This window comes from Akkermansia biwaensis (assembly GCF_026072915.1).
Classification (GTDB): Bacteria; Verrucomicrobiota; Verrucomicrobiia; order Verrucomicrobiales; family Akkermansiaceae; genus Akkermansia; species Akkermansia biwaensis.
Genome location: NZ_AP025943.1, coordinates 1,949,231 through 1,962,761 on the forward strand (window position 1 = coordinate 1,949,231; position 13,531 = coordinate 1,962,761).

General features: G+C 58.2%; 14 protein-coding genes. 6 read left to right on the forward strand and 8 right to left on the reverse strand.

Features of this window, described 5'->3' with window-relative positions:
* Window positions 1-13 precede the first annotated feature (13 nt).
* Genes OQH67_RS08000 through OQH67_RS08020 form a run of 5 tightly spaced genes read right to left on the reverse strand, consistent with a single transcriptional unit; the run spans window position 14 to window position 6,095 of the window.
* Entirely contained in the window at window positions 14-886 is an 873-nt protein-coding gene (locus OQH67_RS08000) for a DUF58 domain-containing protein (RefSeq protein ID WP_215459032.1), read from the reverse strand.
* A 50-nt stretch (window positions 887-936) separates the two neighbouring features.
* On the reverse strand, window positions 937-2,424 hold the full coding sequence (locus OQH67_RS08005; RefSeq protein ID WP_215435959.1) for a hypothetical protein: 1,488 nt from the start codon (window positions 2,422-2,424) through the stop codon (window positions 937-939).
* A complete protein-coding gene (locus tag OQH67_RS08010) occupies window positions 2,421-3,419 on the reverse strand; it encodes an ABC transporter ATP-binding protein (RefSeq protein ID WP_215435957.1) in 999 nt (332 codons plus the stop codon). The genes OQH67_RS08005 and OQH67_RS08010 overlap by 4 nt, the downstream gene beginning before the upstream one ends.
* Window positions 3,416-5,050 (reverse strand): hypothetical protein, encoded by a 1,635-nt coding sequence (locus OQH67_RS08015; protein ID WP_215435956.1) that lies wholly within the window; start codon window positions 5,048-5,050, stop codon window positions 3,416-3,418. The genes OQH67_RS08010 and OQH67_RS08015 overlap by 4 nt, the downstream gene beginning before the upstream one ends.
* A 19-nt stretch (window positions 5,051-5,069) precedes the next feature.
* On the reverse strand, window positions 5,070-6,095 hold the full coding sequence (locus OQH67_RS08020) for an AAA family ATPase (protein ID WP_215435953.1): 1,026 nt from the start codon (window positions 6,093-6,095) through the stop codon (window positions 5,070-5,072).
* A gap of 260 nt (window positions 6,096-6,355) precedes the next feature.
* Here OQH67_RS08020 and OQH67_RS08025 point away from each other — a divergent pair, with 260 nt between their 5' ends.
* The gene (locus tag OQH67_RS08025; RefSeq protein ID WP_215435950.1) at window positions 6,356-7,540 is read left to right on the forward strand and encodes a DUF418 domain-containing protein; all 1,185 of its coding nucleotides are present in this window, start codon (window positions 6,356-6,358) and stop codon (window positions 7,538-7,540) included.
* Between the two features lie 27 nt (window positions 7,541-7,567).
* On the opposite strand, the gene OQH67_RS08030 is transcribed toward OQH67_RS08025, so the two are convergent.
* Together OQH67_RS08030 and OQH67_RS08035 are read right to left on the reverse strand one after the other, a co-directional pair.
* Window positions 7,568-8,062: a YbhB/YbcL family Raf kinase inhibitor-like protein gene (locus OQH67_RS08030; RefSeq protein WP_215435947.1), complete on the reverse strand. Its 495-nt coding sequence runs from the start codon at window positions 8,060-8,062 to the stop codon at window positions 7,568-7,570.
* A 51-nt stretch (window positions 8,063-8,113) separates the two neighbouring features.
* Window positions 8,114-8,305 carry a hypothetical protein gene (locus OQH67_RS08035; RefSeq protein ID WP_215435944.1) on the reverse strand — a complete coding sequence of 64 codons (192 nt, stop codon included), beginning with the start codon at window positions 8,303-8,305 and terminating at the stop codon, window positions 8,114-8,116.
* Window positions 8,306-8,409: 104 nt separating this feature from the next.
* Here OQH67_RS08035 and OQH67_RS08040 point away from each other — a divergent pair, with 104 nt between their 5' ends.
* The 3 genes from OQH67_RS08040 to OQH67_RS08050 all read left to right on the forward strand — a co-directional run bounded on the left by OQH67_RS08040 (window position 8,410) and on the right by OQH67_RS08050 (window position 10,649).
* A complete protein-coding gene (locus tag OQH67_RS08040) occupies window positions 8,410-9,390 on the forward strand; it encodes a hypothetical protein (protein WP_215435941.1) in 981 nt (326 codons plus the stop codon).
* Window positions 9,391-9,466: 76 nt separating this feature from the next.
* Window positions 9,467-10,144 carry a hypothetical protein gene (locus OQH67_RS08045; RefSeq protein WP_067570184.1) on the forward strand — a complete coding sequence of 226 codons (678 nt, stop codon included), beginning with the start codon at window positions 9,467-9,469 and terminating at the stop codon, window positions 10,142-10,144.
* 208 nt (window positions 10,145-10,352) lie between these two features.
* Entirely contained in the window at window positions 10,353-10,649 is a 297-nt protein-coding gene (locus OQH67_RS08050) for a DUF1330 domain-containing protein (protein WP_215435938.1), read from the forward strand.
* A gap of 151 nt (window positions 10,650-10,800) precedes the next feature.
* Here OQH67_RS08050 and OQH67_RS08055 read toward each other — a convergent pair whose 3' ends face one another.
* A complete protein-coding gene (locus tag OQH67_RS08055) occupies window positions 10,801-11,709 on the reverse strand; it encodes a hypothetical protein (RefSeq protein ID WP_215435935.1) in 909 nt (302 codons plus the stop codon).
* A gap of 348 nt (window positions 11,710-12,057) precedes the next feature.
* Here OQH67_RS08055 and OQH67_RS08060 point away from each other — a divergent pair, with 348 nt between their 5' ends.
* Window positions 12,058-12,924: a TIGR01777 family oxidoreductase gene (locus OQH67_RS08060; RefSeq protein WP_215435932.1), complete on the forward strand. Its 867-nt coding sequence runs from the start codon at window positions 12,058-12,060 to the stop codon at window positions 12,922-12,924.
* The gene (locus OQH67_RS08065; RefSeq protein WP_067570176.1) at window positions 12,921-13,448 is read left to right on the forward strand and encodes a lipocalin family protein; all 528 of its coding nucleotides are present in this window, start codon (window positions 12,921-12,923) and stop codon (window positions 13,446-13,448) included. The genes OQH67_RS08060 and OQH67_RS08065 overlap by 4 nt, the downstream gene beginning before the upstream one ends.
* Window positions 13,449-13,531: the final 83 nt, after the last annotated feature.

Sequence of the window (13,531 nt, forward strand, 5' to 3'; positions counted from 1 at the left end):
CGGATGTTGATAATCAGGCGAGTTCCACGGCCCCGCCGCTGAAAGCTTCCGCCGCCAGGGCTTTCGTCAGAGGCAGGTTGCAGGGAATGCGGGAGAAGAGGGCCTGGTGCCGCCGGCAGGCCGCGGCCCATAGTTCAAAGTGGACGGCATAGGCACGGACATAACGCCTGGACAGGCCGGAGGATAGGTACTGGTTGCGGGTGGCGCCGGATTCACAATTCTTCAGGCGGACGTTGCCGGTTTCAGGGAGTGTAGCTTCTTCCGGCAGAGTGGGGGCCAGGATCAGGGACAGGCCGCCCCGGGAGGTCATCGGAGCCAGCAGGGCGGAGGGTTCCCCCGGATAGAGAAGGTCGGAGATGAATATTTTCAGGCCGTTGGCGCGCCAGAAGGCGGGAACGGGCATGGTTTCATCCGCGGGCAGCTCCGGCAGTCCGGCGCGCCAGCGGCCCGAGTGGACGTCTTCCATTTCCAGCGGAATGCCGTGTCGTCCCTTGACGGCGTGCATCCGCACCTGCGCGCCCGCCTGCAGGGAGGAAAGCATGCAGAATTGCAGCAGGGCCTCCGTTGCCGCGGCCCGTTCTTCGCAAAGAAACATGGATTCGGAAACATCCACGGCAATGTCCACCAGGGGGGACAGTTCCGCCTGGTAAACCTTCATGGTGAGCTGGCCGGTCCGGGCGTAGGCCGCCCAGTGGATGCCGCGCGGATCGTCGCCCCACTGGTAGGCGCGGTGGTCCTGAAAGTCTATGGAGTTGCCGGTTTCCCGTCCCGTCCAGCCGCCCTGCACCCCTTTCCACGCCTGGCGGGAAAAAGGCAGGCGGAAGCGCCGGGCCGCCTGCTCGGCTTCCTGCCGGATGCCTGTGGAGGAAGGAGATGCGTTTTCCATGAACATGGCGGGGAAAAATTTCGGCGTGGTCGCGGCTCAGGCGGCTTTTGTCAGGGCTGTTCCGCTCCGTCTTCCTGTTTTTCTCCGCCCTGGCGGGAATTCAAGGATTTTTTCAGGGTGGCAAACCATTCTCCGTTGCTCAGTCCCATCATCAGGAAAGCCGCCATCACTTCCAGCAGGGCAAAGAAGATGAAGAAGCCGGAAGTGTCGAATGTGGCTATTTCCTCCTTGCTGAGGAGGGCGAAGAAGGTGCTGCCGGGCAGGAGGGGCAGATAACCTTCCATGGATATCAGAAGAACCAGGAAGAAGGAGGAAATGCTCCAGAAAAGGATATAGACGAGCAGGGTATTGTTTTTCAGCCTTTTCCAGGCCGGTTTCAACACAAGGGCCGGCATGACGACGGCATACCACCCGAAGATGGTCAGGCAGATCATGAACAGAATGGACTGGATTCCGTTTCCAGAGCTTGTGGAATGTTCCATGAGATGGAAGAGATAGCCGGAAATGCCAATGAGAAAAGCTGTCAGGATGGAGAAGAAGAAGCCTCCGGGCATCCCCGGCAGGAAGAACAGGCGCTGGAACCATCCCGTCTGCTTTTCATTCGTCTGCTGCACATGGATGGGGAGCAGGGTGGAAGGAGTCGTCAGTTCGATGACGATCAGGAAGATGCTGTAGAACCACAGGAAAATGAGGTGGACGGTAACGAGGGATTTCACCACGGAAGGAGAGTCCAGGATGAAGAGCATGAATACGATGGTGGAAATATAGACGGGCAGGAGCGCCTTGCGCAGGGGGGCGAAGGTGTTTTCCGCAATGGGAGCGAACCAGCGCTGGGCCAGGATGAGCAGGGTGCGGATGACCAGGAATACGTCCGTCAGGATGACGGCTGTCCGCAGCAGCCCCATTCCGAATCCGTCCTTGAACAGATTGATTTCCAGGCCGGAGCTGAACAGGGAGAGGCTCGTGCTGCAAATGAGGAACAGCGCGCCCATGGTGGCCAGGCGCAGGAGCAGCGGCAGTGCGGACGCCCACAGGCAGAAGGCCGTCAGAATGCCGCAGGCCAGATAGATGAAGGAGATGGCCGTCAGGTCCTGCACCAGGTTGATTTGTCCGTAATAGTACCTGATGAAGGCGAAGGGCAGGCAGATGAACATGATGAGCAGGGCCTGCGCCATGAAGGAGGCCCACTTGCCCATGATGATGCGTCCCGAGGTCTGCCTGGTAAGGAGCAGGAGTTCGCTGTTGCGGGATTCCAGCTCCTCCCTGATGGAGAAGAGTGCCCGGAAGGGAATGGCTCCCGCTACGGCGAATATCAGGAAGGTCCAGAAGATGCTGTTGCAGACGCCCGAACTGACAAGGGTCCCGCTGCCAGTGGGGTCCGGAATAAAGCTGAACAGGAAGAACAGGGCCAGCGCTGCCGGGAACAGGCTGAGGAGCAGAATGAAGGAAAGCGTGCGCAGTCCCTGCCGCAATTCCTTGACCAGGGCGGAGGGAAACCATGACGGAAAGTCCGGGGAGGGGGTGGTGGGCGTGCTCATGAGGCGGATGAGGAGGGGGAGACGGTTTGTCCGGACGCGGAGGCCGGCTTTTTATCTTTGTGAAGCAGGATATCGACGAAGGCTTCTTCCAGCCGGCGTTCGCTGCGGTGGAACTCGATGACGGGCAGGTCTGCGGAGAGCTGCCTGAGTTCCCTGGCGACCAGCTCCGGTTCACAGGAAGAGAAGGTGGCCGTAACGCCGTTTTCCTGCACGGAACGCACTTTCCAGCCGGGATGAATGGCCATCCATTCTTCCAGAAGATCGGTGTTTTCTCCGGCGATTTTCACTTCAAAGGGCCAGCCGGTTTCCTCCTGGCGGTGCAGCAGGGAGCTTTTGTCGCCGTCATGGACGATGGAACCTCCATCCATGAAAATCAGGGAATCGCACATTTCCCCCAGTTCGGAGAGAATGTGGGAGCTGATGAGCAGGGTTTTCCCCCTGGCCTTGAGCAGATGCACCAGGTTCTTGAATTCCATGCGCGCCTTGGGGTCCAGACCGGCGGCGGGTTCGTCCAGAATGAGGAGCTCGGGATCGCTGATCAGGGCGCGCGCCAGGCACAGGCGCTGGGTCTGCCCCTTGGAAAGCTTGTTGATGAGCCGCGTTTGCAGCTCTCCCAGCTCCGTGAAGTCCAGCACTTCGTTCACGGCGGAGAGCAGGCGGCTGCCCGGAATATCGTATGCCCTGGCGAAGAAATCCAGATATTCCCGGACGCTGGTGTTTTTGTAGGGGTGGAAGTAGTCCGGCATCCAGCCGATCAGGGGGCGCACCTCATGGGGATGGTCCACGGTGTTGATGCCGTTGATCAGGATGCTTCCGGAGTCGGCGAGTTCCAGCGTGGCGAGCATGCGCATGGTGGTCGTCTTTCCGGCTCCGTTGGCGCCGATCAGGCCGACCACCTGTCCTTTCCCGATTTGGAAGGAGACGCCGCTGACGGCTTTAACCTGGTCAAAGGATTTGGACAGTCCGGAAACTTCAAGCAAAATGGGCTCTGTCATGGCTGTTGGGGGAGGGGCTGGTTTCCGGCGGCGGGGCCGGAGACGGTGATGCGGGTGTTTTCCCACTTGATGGAGTCCAGGGTGGGAATGGGGCCCAATTCTCCTTCCGCGGATATCATTTCCGCGTGAAAATGGCCCGGAGGCGGTGTTTCAGAAGGTATTTTTTCACTCCGGACGGCTGTCTTCCTTTCTCCGGGAGGCAGGTTGGGAATGCGCCAATACGTTCCGGAGGCGTCGCGGTAAATGAGGTTGGACAGAGCGCCCGGGAAGGTGCTCTGCAAGACCGGCGCTCCGTCCGGCTGCGGCATGGGAATAACGGTAACGGACGCCCTGGTGGTGATGGGGCGCACCAGTTTGTGCTCAAGGGTGGACCGGCTGGTGAACCAGCCGCCGCTGCACAAGTTCCCCTCCCGCAAGTAGTTTTCCAGTTTCTCCCGGACGTATCCGTCTTCATGGAAGGTTTGGAATTTTTCCTCTTCCAGCCGGCAGCCCTGGAGGTGGACGTCTTCCGGGAGCGTGAATTCGTTGTTCGTCAGAATAAGGGTTTGGCAGACCTGGCTCTGGGTGATCAGTCCCGTATGGTCCTGCGGATTGACCAGGATGTGCACGGCACGGCTGCCGCGCCCCCCCGTGCCGTCCCCGATCAGGATGACGGCCGCCAAAAGAATGGAAACACCCAGGGAAATGGCGGGAATCAGGATGAACAGGCGCTGCCGTTTGCCGACGGGCGCCCACCGCAGCAGGCAGACCGGACCCACCAATACGGCAAAGGCCACTAGGATGAGGCCGAGCAGGAAAGACGGCGTGGTGAAAAAGTAGGGAGAGGCGTCCGGCACCTTCGGATGAAGGCGCGTCTGGTAATATCCGTCAACCTTTACGGGAAAAATATCCTTGGTTTCAGTTTTCAGCTTGAGGAGTGCCGCTTCCTTTTCCTTGTCTGTCAGGCCTTCCAGGGAAGGGACGTGAAGAATAAGACCGCGGCCCAGAGGGACGGCGGTGATGTTCCTCCCCCGGTCCCCGATGAGCCAGAGGCTTCCTCCCCCCAGCACCCACTGGCGGAGGGCTTTCCTGTGGGGCTCGTCCAGGTAAGACTCGTATAGCTTTTCAGGAATGATGATGCAGTTCTGGGCTGCATACATGCGGTAGTCCGCCGGCCAGTCCATCAGGTCAAAGGTATTCACCTGCGCGTTGAAGGGACTGTCGGACAACATATTCCATTCGGACGGCGTTTTTTCCTGAAGAACGGCGAAGAAGGGCGCGTCTTCACTGGCGGCGAACAGGCTGATGGATTCATCCGCGGAATTCCGGTATAAGAGCTGGCTGTCCGTCATGGACGGATAGATGACGGCCTGCCGCGTTTGTCCCGGAGGAACGGAGAAGGAATACCTCTGCCTGCTGTTGTCATTCCATAAAGTCTGGAATTCAAGGGTATGGGTATCTTTCCCGTTCGGGACGTTTTCTATCAGGACGCGGGCCGGGGAGATGGAATTGCGCGGGAATTTGTCGCAGGGGGAGCTTACTTCAATTCGGGGGGCTTTTTCCGCGCTTCCCGCAGGGACCGCAAGGGCGGACGGCGGAAGCAGAAGAAAGGCGAAGAGCAGTCCACGGCGTTTCAGCAACTGGCGGAACATGGTTGAACAGGGGGTGGGATTAATGGATTTTAGCTGCGGCAAGGGAGTGTGGCAGGGGCTTGTCCTGGGCTGGAATTTCTGTCAGGAGCCGTTCCACGACGTCTCCGGGAGTCGCTCCTTCCAGCTTCGCCATGTGGTCCAGCAGGATGCGGTGTTCCAGCACGGGACGGATGACGGCCTGCACGTCTTCAAAGGAGCAGAAGGGGCGTCCCTGGCGCAGGGCGCGCGCCTTGGCGGCGGCGGCCAGTCCCAGGGCGGCGCGGGGGCTGGCCCCGTATTTGACACCGCGGGCCGCTTCCGATTCGCCGGGATGGGTGGCGTTGACGAGCCTCCCGATGTATCCGGCCACGGCATCCGGGATGGCGATCCGCCGGGCAAGTCCCATCAGGCGGAGAAGCTCCTCCGCGTCCAGCACGCGGGGAACGGCGGGTTCCACGCCCATTTCACGGTTGAGGACGATGCGGGTCAGCACCTCCGCGGGATTTCTGCCTACGTTGATCTTGAACAGGAAGCGGTCAAGCTGGGCTTCCGGCAGGGGGTAGGTGCCTTCCAGTTCAATGGGGTTCTGGGTAGCCAGCACGAAGAAGGGCTCCGGAAGAGAATGGGACTGGCCCATGACGGTGACCTTCCTTTCCTGCATGGCTTCCAGCAGGGCGGACTGGGTTTTGGGGGAGGCCCGGTTGATTTCGTCCGCCAGCATGATGTTGGCGAATACGGGGCCTTCCTGGAAGACGAAGGATTTTCTCCCGTCCGTCTCCTGCAGGACGGGGGTGCCCGTGATGTCTCCGGGCAGCAGGTCCGGAGTGAACTGCACACGCCTTGCCGTAATGTCCAGCGCCTTGGAAAGCCCCTTGACCAGTTCCGTTTTGCCCAGTCCGGGCAGGCCCTCCAGCAGGATATGGCCGCGGGCCAGCACGCCGGTGAGGATAAGTTCAATGAGATCTTCCTTGCCGAACAGAACCTGGTTCATGGCGGAGGCCAGGGCGTCAAGCTTCTGCACGGCAGTGCGGAGCTCTTCCGGGGAGAGAGAGAAGTGGGTATTCATGGGGAACTGCCGGATGGCCCCGGCTTCTTGAAAGAAAGGCAGGGGGAATTGTTAGAGTTCTGGATAATTTTATGCCATTCCCCCCGGCGTTCTGCAAGCAGAAAGAGGGCGGGACCTTTTAATTTTCAGGAATATGGTGGAAGGGCCCCGTTCCGGTCGTGGTAGTTTTCCGGCAGTGAAGGAAGGAAATTTTTCCAAAAACATGCCTCTCCGGCATTTTTGGCTGTAAATGGCTCCGCCATCATGTATACACGGTCTCTGTGGAATTTTTGCCCTCTCCGGACAGCAAACGTATTTATGTGGTGGACGCCTTGCGCGGCTTTGCCGTGATGGCGATCATGCTGCTGCATTTTTTGGAGCATTTCATTTATAATTCCTATCCCGTGGCCTCTTCTGTGGCGATGGAGGCAGCCAACCAGGAGTTCAAGGAAGCTTTTTTCTTCCTGTTCGCCGGGAAGTCCTATACCATTTTCGCCCTGTTGTTCGGGTTCACCTTTGCCATCCAGTACCGCAACCAGGCCCGGGAGGGCCGGGACTTTGCGGGCAGGTTTGTCTGGCGCATGTGCCTGCTGGCCGTGTTCGCCTGCATGAATGCGGTGTTTTTTCCGGGAGGCGACGTGCTGTTGACTTTCTCCATCGCAGGGCTTCTGCTGGTGCCGTGCCGCCGTTTGAAAACCTCCACGCTGGTCATATTATCCCTGATTTTCCTGGCACAGCCCCTGGAGTGGGCTTATGTGGCGGCGCAGTGGGTGAGTCCCGGCTGGGCGCCGCCCTCCCTGTCCGTCGCGGAATCGTACGCTTCCCTGAAAACGGCCGTGGATACGGGCAATTTCTGGCTGATGGCCTGGGAGAATCTGACGGTGGGGCAGTGGGCCAGTCTGGCCTGGGGTATTGAGGCCGGGCGCCTGATGCAGGCGCCGGGGCTGTTTTTACTGGGTTTCGTGCTGGGGCGGCAGGAATTCTTTTTGCAGAATGACCGGAACGCCGTGTTCTGGACCCGCGCCATTCTTCTTTCCCTGGCGGGGACCGTGACGTTTTATGTGGTGATGGACCTTCCGGGCTTGTCTGGCCCCCTGCACACTATCTTTACCATGTGGCACAACGTCTGCTTTACCGGCGTATGGGTGGCAGCCTTCGTTCTGCTGTACCGGCTGGAATATTTCAGGAAAGTAACGGTTCCCTTGCTGACTTACGGGCGCATGAGCCTGACCAACTACGTTTCCCAGTCCATGATCGGTTCCCTGATCTTTTTCCCATATGCTCTGGGACTGGCTCCCTATTGCGGGTATCTGGCCAGTTTTGCAATCGGTTGCGTCGCCATGGTCGGGCAGATATGGTTCTGCCGCTGGTGGCTGGAACGCCACCGCTATGGAGTGCTGGAAGGGCTGTGGCACCGGGCGACCTGGATGCACGCCGGAAAGGCGTCCGCGCCGGAAGCCCGGTAGAGGCGGGGATTTTCTCCGGTGCGGTCTTTATTCCGCCTGCACCCGGTCGTAAAAGACGATGGAGGCTTTTTGCAGGGTGTGCTGCCAGAGCTGGAACCCTACCTGGGCGGCCGGGGTGTCTTCCGCCACGGGCAGGAAATCCGTGTCCAGCGCGTACACCGTGACCAGGTACAGGTGCCATCCGTGGCCCGCGGGCGGGAAGCTGCCGCTGTACCCTGCAAAACCCGCGTCGTTGCGTATCTGGACGGCCTGTTCCGGCATCAGGCCCAGGGCGGGATCACCCGCGCCGGAGGGCAGTTCCCGGACGGAGGAAGGCAGGTTGACGGCCAGCCAGTGCCAGAAGCCGCTGCCCGTGGGCGCGTCCGGGTCATGAATGGTGACGGCGAAGCTTTTTGTCCCTTCCGGAGGATTGGTCCAGGAAAGCTGCGGGGACCGGTTGCCGCCGCCCACGCTGAAATGCCGCTGGGGCTGCCGGACTACGCCGCCGAGGTCGTTGCTGTGAAGAGTGAATGTTGATGGCATGGGGGTGATGATCTTCTCTGTGGATGATTCGTTCAAAATGCGGCGGCCCTTTCAGGGGACGCCGTTTCCGGGGGATTGCCCCCGCAGTGTGGATTCGGTTTTGCCGCGCATGGACCGTATCCACTCCTTCCTGATCTTGCCTTCCCGGTCATGTCCGGTCAAGCCGGTAATCCCGGAGGCGCCTCCCTCCTTTTCAAAGTCCGCAAGCGGGACCAGAGTATTTTCCGGTTCTTTTTCTTTCACCGTGATTGAGGGGGGCGGTCCGGTCACCGTTGACGGCTGCCGGGGGCTGTGAAGTTTTTCCGGAGCTTTCTTTTCGGGATAACATATGGTATGGTTTGGTGTGCATGGAAAAGAGCACGGGCATAGGCGGGTTTTTCGGGCTGGAATTGCCGGAATACGGCAATTTCCCGCAATGGCATGCGGGGCGCAGCGTGGCCGTGAATTCCGGGAGGCGGGCTCTGGAATACATTCTGCGCTGTCTGGGCGGCGTGCGCCGCGTCTATGTTCCCTGGTACACATGTGCTACAATTCTGGAACCGATGGAACTGCTCCGGATTCCGTGTTCCTTTTACCGCATTGACGAAAGGCTGGAACCGGAAAGCCTGCCCGTTCTGGAGGAGGGGGAGTATTTCCTGTACGCCAATTACTTCGGCATCAAGGAGGCATGCGTGGATATGCTGGCGGAGCAGTACGGGGGAAGGCTGATTGTGGACAATGCGCTGGCATTATATTCTCCGCCGCGCTCCGGAACGGCGGCCCTGTACAGCCCGCGCAAATTTTCCGGCCTGCCGGACGGCGGCGTGGCCGTGATGGACTGCCCCTGCCTGGAACTGGAAGAGCGGGACGAGTCCCTGCCGCATGCCGCTTTTCTGCTGGAATGCGCGGCCTGCGGGCCGGAAGCGGCCTCGGGCGCATGTGAACGAAGTGAACGCCGTCTGAAGTCCGTTCCCCTGCGCCGCATGTCCCGTTTGACGGAACGCCTGATCAACGGTATTGATTATGAAAGCGCGCGGCACAGGAGAATGGAAAATTTCCTGTTCCTCCATGAATGGCTGGGGCATTTGAACAGACTGTCTCCGGATGTAAACGCCATGTCCGCTCCGTACTGCTATCCGTTCCGGACGGGATTGCCGGAATTGCGGGATGCGCTGATAGACGCGCATGTTTTGATTCCCCTGCTGTGGCCGGAGGTTCTGGAATGGGCTCCGTTTGACGGAGTGGAACGGAAGCTGGCGCTGAACCTGCTGCCCCTGCCGATAGATCAGCGCTGCGGCAGGGAGGAGATGGAACGGATTGCCCGGGCAGTGGAGGATTTTTATTCCTGACGGAGTATCGTGAATTTGTTGGGAAATGGCTAATAATGCGTTGACGATGCGGAGGGAGTGTTCTAACATTTTTTATATGTCCAACTACCTTTCCTCTCTGGGCTATCCTTTCCGGGAACGGCCCATGGTTTTTGTTTTCAGCGTGCTGATTGTCTGGGCGATGTACCTGGCCCTGTGGGCTCCCGTGCTCGGCTGGATTGCCAATTTCTGTTTTCTGGGGCCCTTTATGTGCGCCTTCTGCATGAAAATGGTGAGGCAGTCCGCCATGGGCGATGAGGGCATCTGCCATTTTCCCGAGCTGGAGGGCTGGTTTGAGTCCCTTTTTCTGCCTTATGTGCGGACTCTGGTGTGTGCCGTCATTGCCTTTCTCCCGCTCTCCATTTACCTGAATGTGGTTGACTGGGAGCCGGACGCCCTTCCGGGGTGGTTTTTCATGATCGCGGGAATTATCTATTTTCCGGGAATATTCATGAGAACGGCTCTCATGGACAGTTTTGACGGCCTTTCCCCCTCCGGCTGGTGGGATCTCGTCAGGAAGGCACCCATGACTTATCTGGGTCTGGTTCTCGGTGTTTTGGCGGGGGCGGTGATTGTGGCGTACCTTCCTTCCGGAATATTGATGACTTTCTTCTCGCTGGCCGTGATGCTTTACATCACCTGTGTGCTGATGAACGCTTTCGGCCTGTTTCTGCTGAAGCATGAATTTGCGGAAGAGGAAGACGATGACGGCTTTTCCATTTCCAGTATGGATTGATGCCGGGGTTTCAGATGGGAAGAAAATCCTGGAAATCCCTGGGCATAAGAGCCTTTCTTTTTAAAGTTGCCGTTCCTCGGAAGGAATCCCCATGGTTCCGTCCGGGAGGATTTGCCGGGCACGCATGCAGCCACGGGAACGGTCCGCAGGCCCGGACCCGTTTTTAACATGGATTTACGGTTAAAACGGAGTACAGTGCTGAACATTCATGAGTGCTTATTTTATAGTCATGATTTCCATGGACGAAGCGGTGGACCGTGCGCCGTACGACTCCTACATCGCCCTGGTGAAGCCGATTGTCGAACGTTTCGGCGGAGAATATCTGGTACGCACGGAGGTGATTGATTCGCTTTCGCCCGGAGACAGGCCGGACCGGATGATCATCATCCGTTTTCCCGACCGGGAGAGGCTGAATGCATGCTTTGCCAGCGAAGAATACCGCCGGATCATGGCGCTGCGCGTGGAAACGGTGAGAACAAAGGCGTTTATTGCCGAAGGCCTTTGAAGAGCTCTCTCAGACTCATTGCCTGAGGTGCGGTTGCTGGGAGGGGGAGGAAATCTGCCGGTTCATCCATGTTTTTCTGATCCGGGGAAAGAACAGATATCCGCAGGGATGCCCGTTCAACAGGACCGGGACTTTTTTCCAGTGGAGACAGTCAGGTATGTGCCGGGGATGCGGGGGATTTTTCCAATGCGTCGTATAGGAATTCCGTGTTTTTTGTTTTTCCGACGGTCCTATGGAGCAGGGCGGGAATTTCTTTTTCCTCGTATCCTGCATTCCGTATGTATCGCTTTACCGCGGCAGGCTGTTCTGGACAGCATTGGAGCAGAAGGGTCAGCCATATTATTCTTTCCAGCGAGTTTTGAAGAGTCTGCTGCACCTTGTTGTTTCTTATTTCGTGAATAATAATTTTGTTTTCAAAATTGATTCTTTTGTCCACTAGCGTATTGAAGAGGGAAGATTCTTCTTTCTCTGCGTATTCTTCTTTCAGGACAGCTTCCTTTTGATCGTATTCCATGACCATCAGCCTGTGTTTTTCCTTTAAATCCTTGTTATAGTCCTTGCGAAACGCCAGGACGACGGCGGAGGAATATTGGGCCAGCAGCGCAGCCGCGCTTTTCTTGTCAATAGGGTGCCTGGCGGAAACCGATTCCGGGCTGCGGGAGAGTTTTTCCATGTCATATTGGATGTTGAGCTTTACCTCATAGTCCATACTTTCATCAAAGGTGTTCTCCGTATGTTCATCATAGTCCAGGTGGAAGGTTGGAGCAGAGGCTACATGGTAAAACACCCAGAAAAGCCGTTTCAGTTCAGATAACCGCAAATCCTCCCCTTTCAGCGTGTCAATATTGTCCAGCATGGTATCCGCCTTGGAGTAAAATTGTTCCAGTTTCGATTGCTGAAGGAGTTTCCCCAGGGCAATACATTCCTCGTCCTCCGGCTGCAGCAGGGCTATGGTCCCGGGGCTTGGGAGGTTTCCGCCTGCCGTGTCGGCTTGAGCCCCTTCAATTCCCGCATGGAAAAGCATCCAGACAAGGAGCATGGAAAAGAGTCCGGATGTCATGCTTGTGATATTTGCGTTGGAGAAAAATGTTTTCATGATTTTTCCTGCATTTTGCCGCCTTTTCAGATGGCGGAAGAGCGAATGATGGCGTTCCGTTTAATGAACGGGGCTGTTCCGGACCTGCACGCAGCATGGTAATCAATGTTCTGGGCCGCATGAAGTTTTTTATTAAAGGAAATGCGGGCATCCTTCATGCGGCAGCGTCATTAGTTGCGTTCTCTGCTGAACGGAGGACGGGAAGGGATATGTCTCATCAGCCAGCGGACGCCCGTTTCCGGCAGCGTTTCCGCCGGCGGAGTAACCGGAGGGAAAATGTGCGGGTATGGTGTCCTTATCCGGTAAAAAGTCATGAAAGTCGCCATCACGGGGTCCAGCGGATTCATCGGCAGCCATTTGTCCGAGCGCCTGGAGGTGCTGGGACATGAGGCGGTGCCGTTGTGGCGCTATTTGTTCACGCAGGACAGCCCGGATTGTCTGGTGCAGTCGCTGGCGGGATGTTCCGCCGTGGTCAATCTGGCGGGCGCTCCCCTGGACCGCCGCTGGACGGATGCCTACAAGCTGGAGCTGATGGACAGCCGGATCATGACCACGCGCAAGCTGGTGGAGGCAGTGAATCTTCTGCACGAACCACCGGGAGTGATGATTTCCACGTCTGCCGTGGGGTATTACAGTCCGGACGGCTGCCACGGCGAGCACGACGATCCGGCGGAGGGCTCTTTTCTGGCGGAGTTGTGCGAGGCCTGGGAAGCGGAGGCGGAACGCGTGAACGATCACGTGCGCCTGGTCCGCACGCGGTTTGGCGTGGTGCTTTCCCCGGACGGCGGCGCGCTTCCCAAGATGATCATGCCGACCCGCTTCGGGGTGACGGTTTCCGTAGGGAAGCCGGATCACGCCTTTTCTTGGGTGGCCCTGGACGATCTGGTGAACGCGCTGGCGTTTATCCTGGAGCACGGGGATGTTTCCGGTCCGGTCAATGTGACGGCCCCCGAACGCACCACCAATGAGGAGTTTTACAAGGCCGTGGCGGAACATTTCCATACCAGGGCGTCCGTCCGGATTCCGGATGCCGCCGTACGGCTGGTGATGGGGGAGGCGTCCCAGGTGGTTACCAGCGGCCAGTGCGCCGAGCCGGAGACCCTCCTGCGCGAAGGTTTTGAATTTCAATATCCCGATATCAGTACATTTTTCCATCAAGCATTTCCCGTCAAGTCATGAGTGTGTTGCAGACCATCGTTACGTCCCTGTTCCACGGACATTCCGTGAAAACCCCCGCCATGCCGGATTTCAATCTGGAACGTTATCTGGGAGAATGGCATGAGATCGCCCGTCTGGAGAATTGGTTTGAGAGCGGCTTGCGCAAGGTGTACGCCCGTTACGACCATGGAGAAGACGGTACCGTTTCCGTGACTAACGGCGGTTATGACGCCCGGACCGGAGAACGGCGCGAGGTGCATGCCCGCGCCAGGGTGGCGGATGCCCCGAACCATTTGAAGGTGTACTTCGTGCCGGTCGTGTACGGACGGTATGAGGTGGCTTTTGTGGATGAGGATTACACCCGCGCCGTGGTGTCCGGCGGTTCCCTGAATTATTTGTGGCTGCTGGCCCGGAATCCCGATGTGGAAGAGGACCATTTGGAAGAGATGCTGCGTTGTGCGCGGGACCTGGGGTATGATACGTCCCGGTTGATTTATTCCCATGCCTTTTGTCCGGCGGAGGCCGGAGTAGGCCAGTGCCGTTAACGGGGTTTCCGGGACCGTGGCGGTTTTCTTTGACAGGCGTTTTCCCGTCTTTCCGGGTGGTTCGGAAACAGCGGCATGTTCCC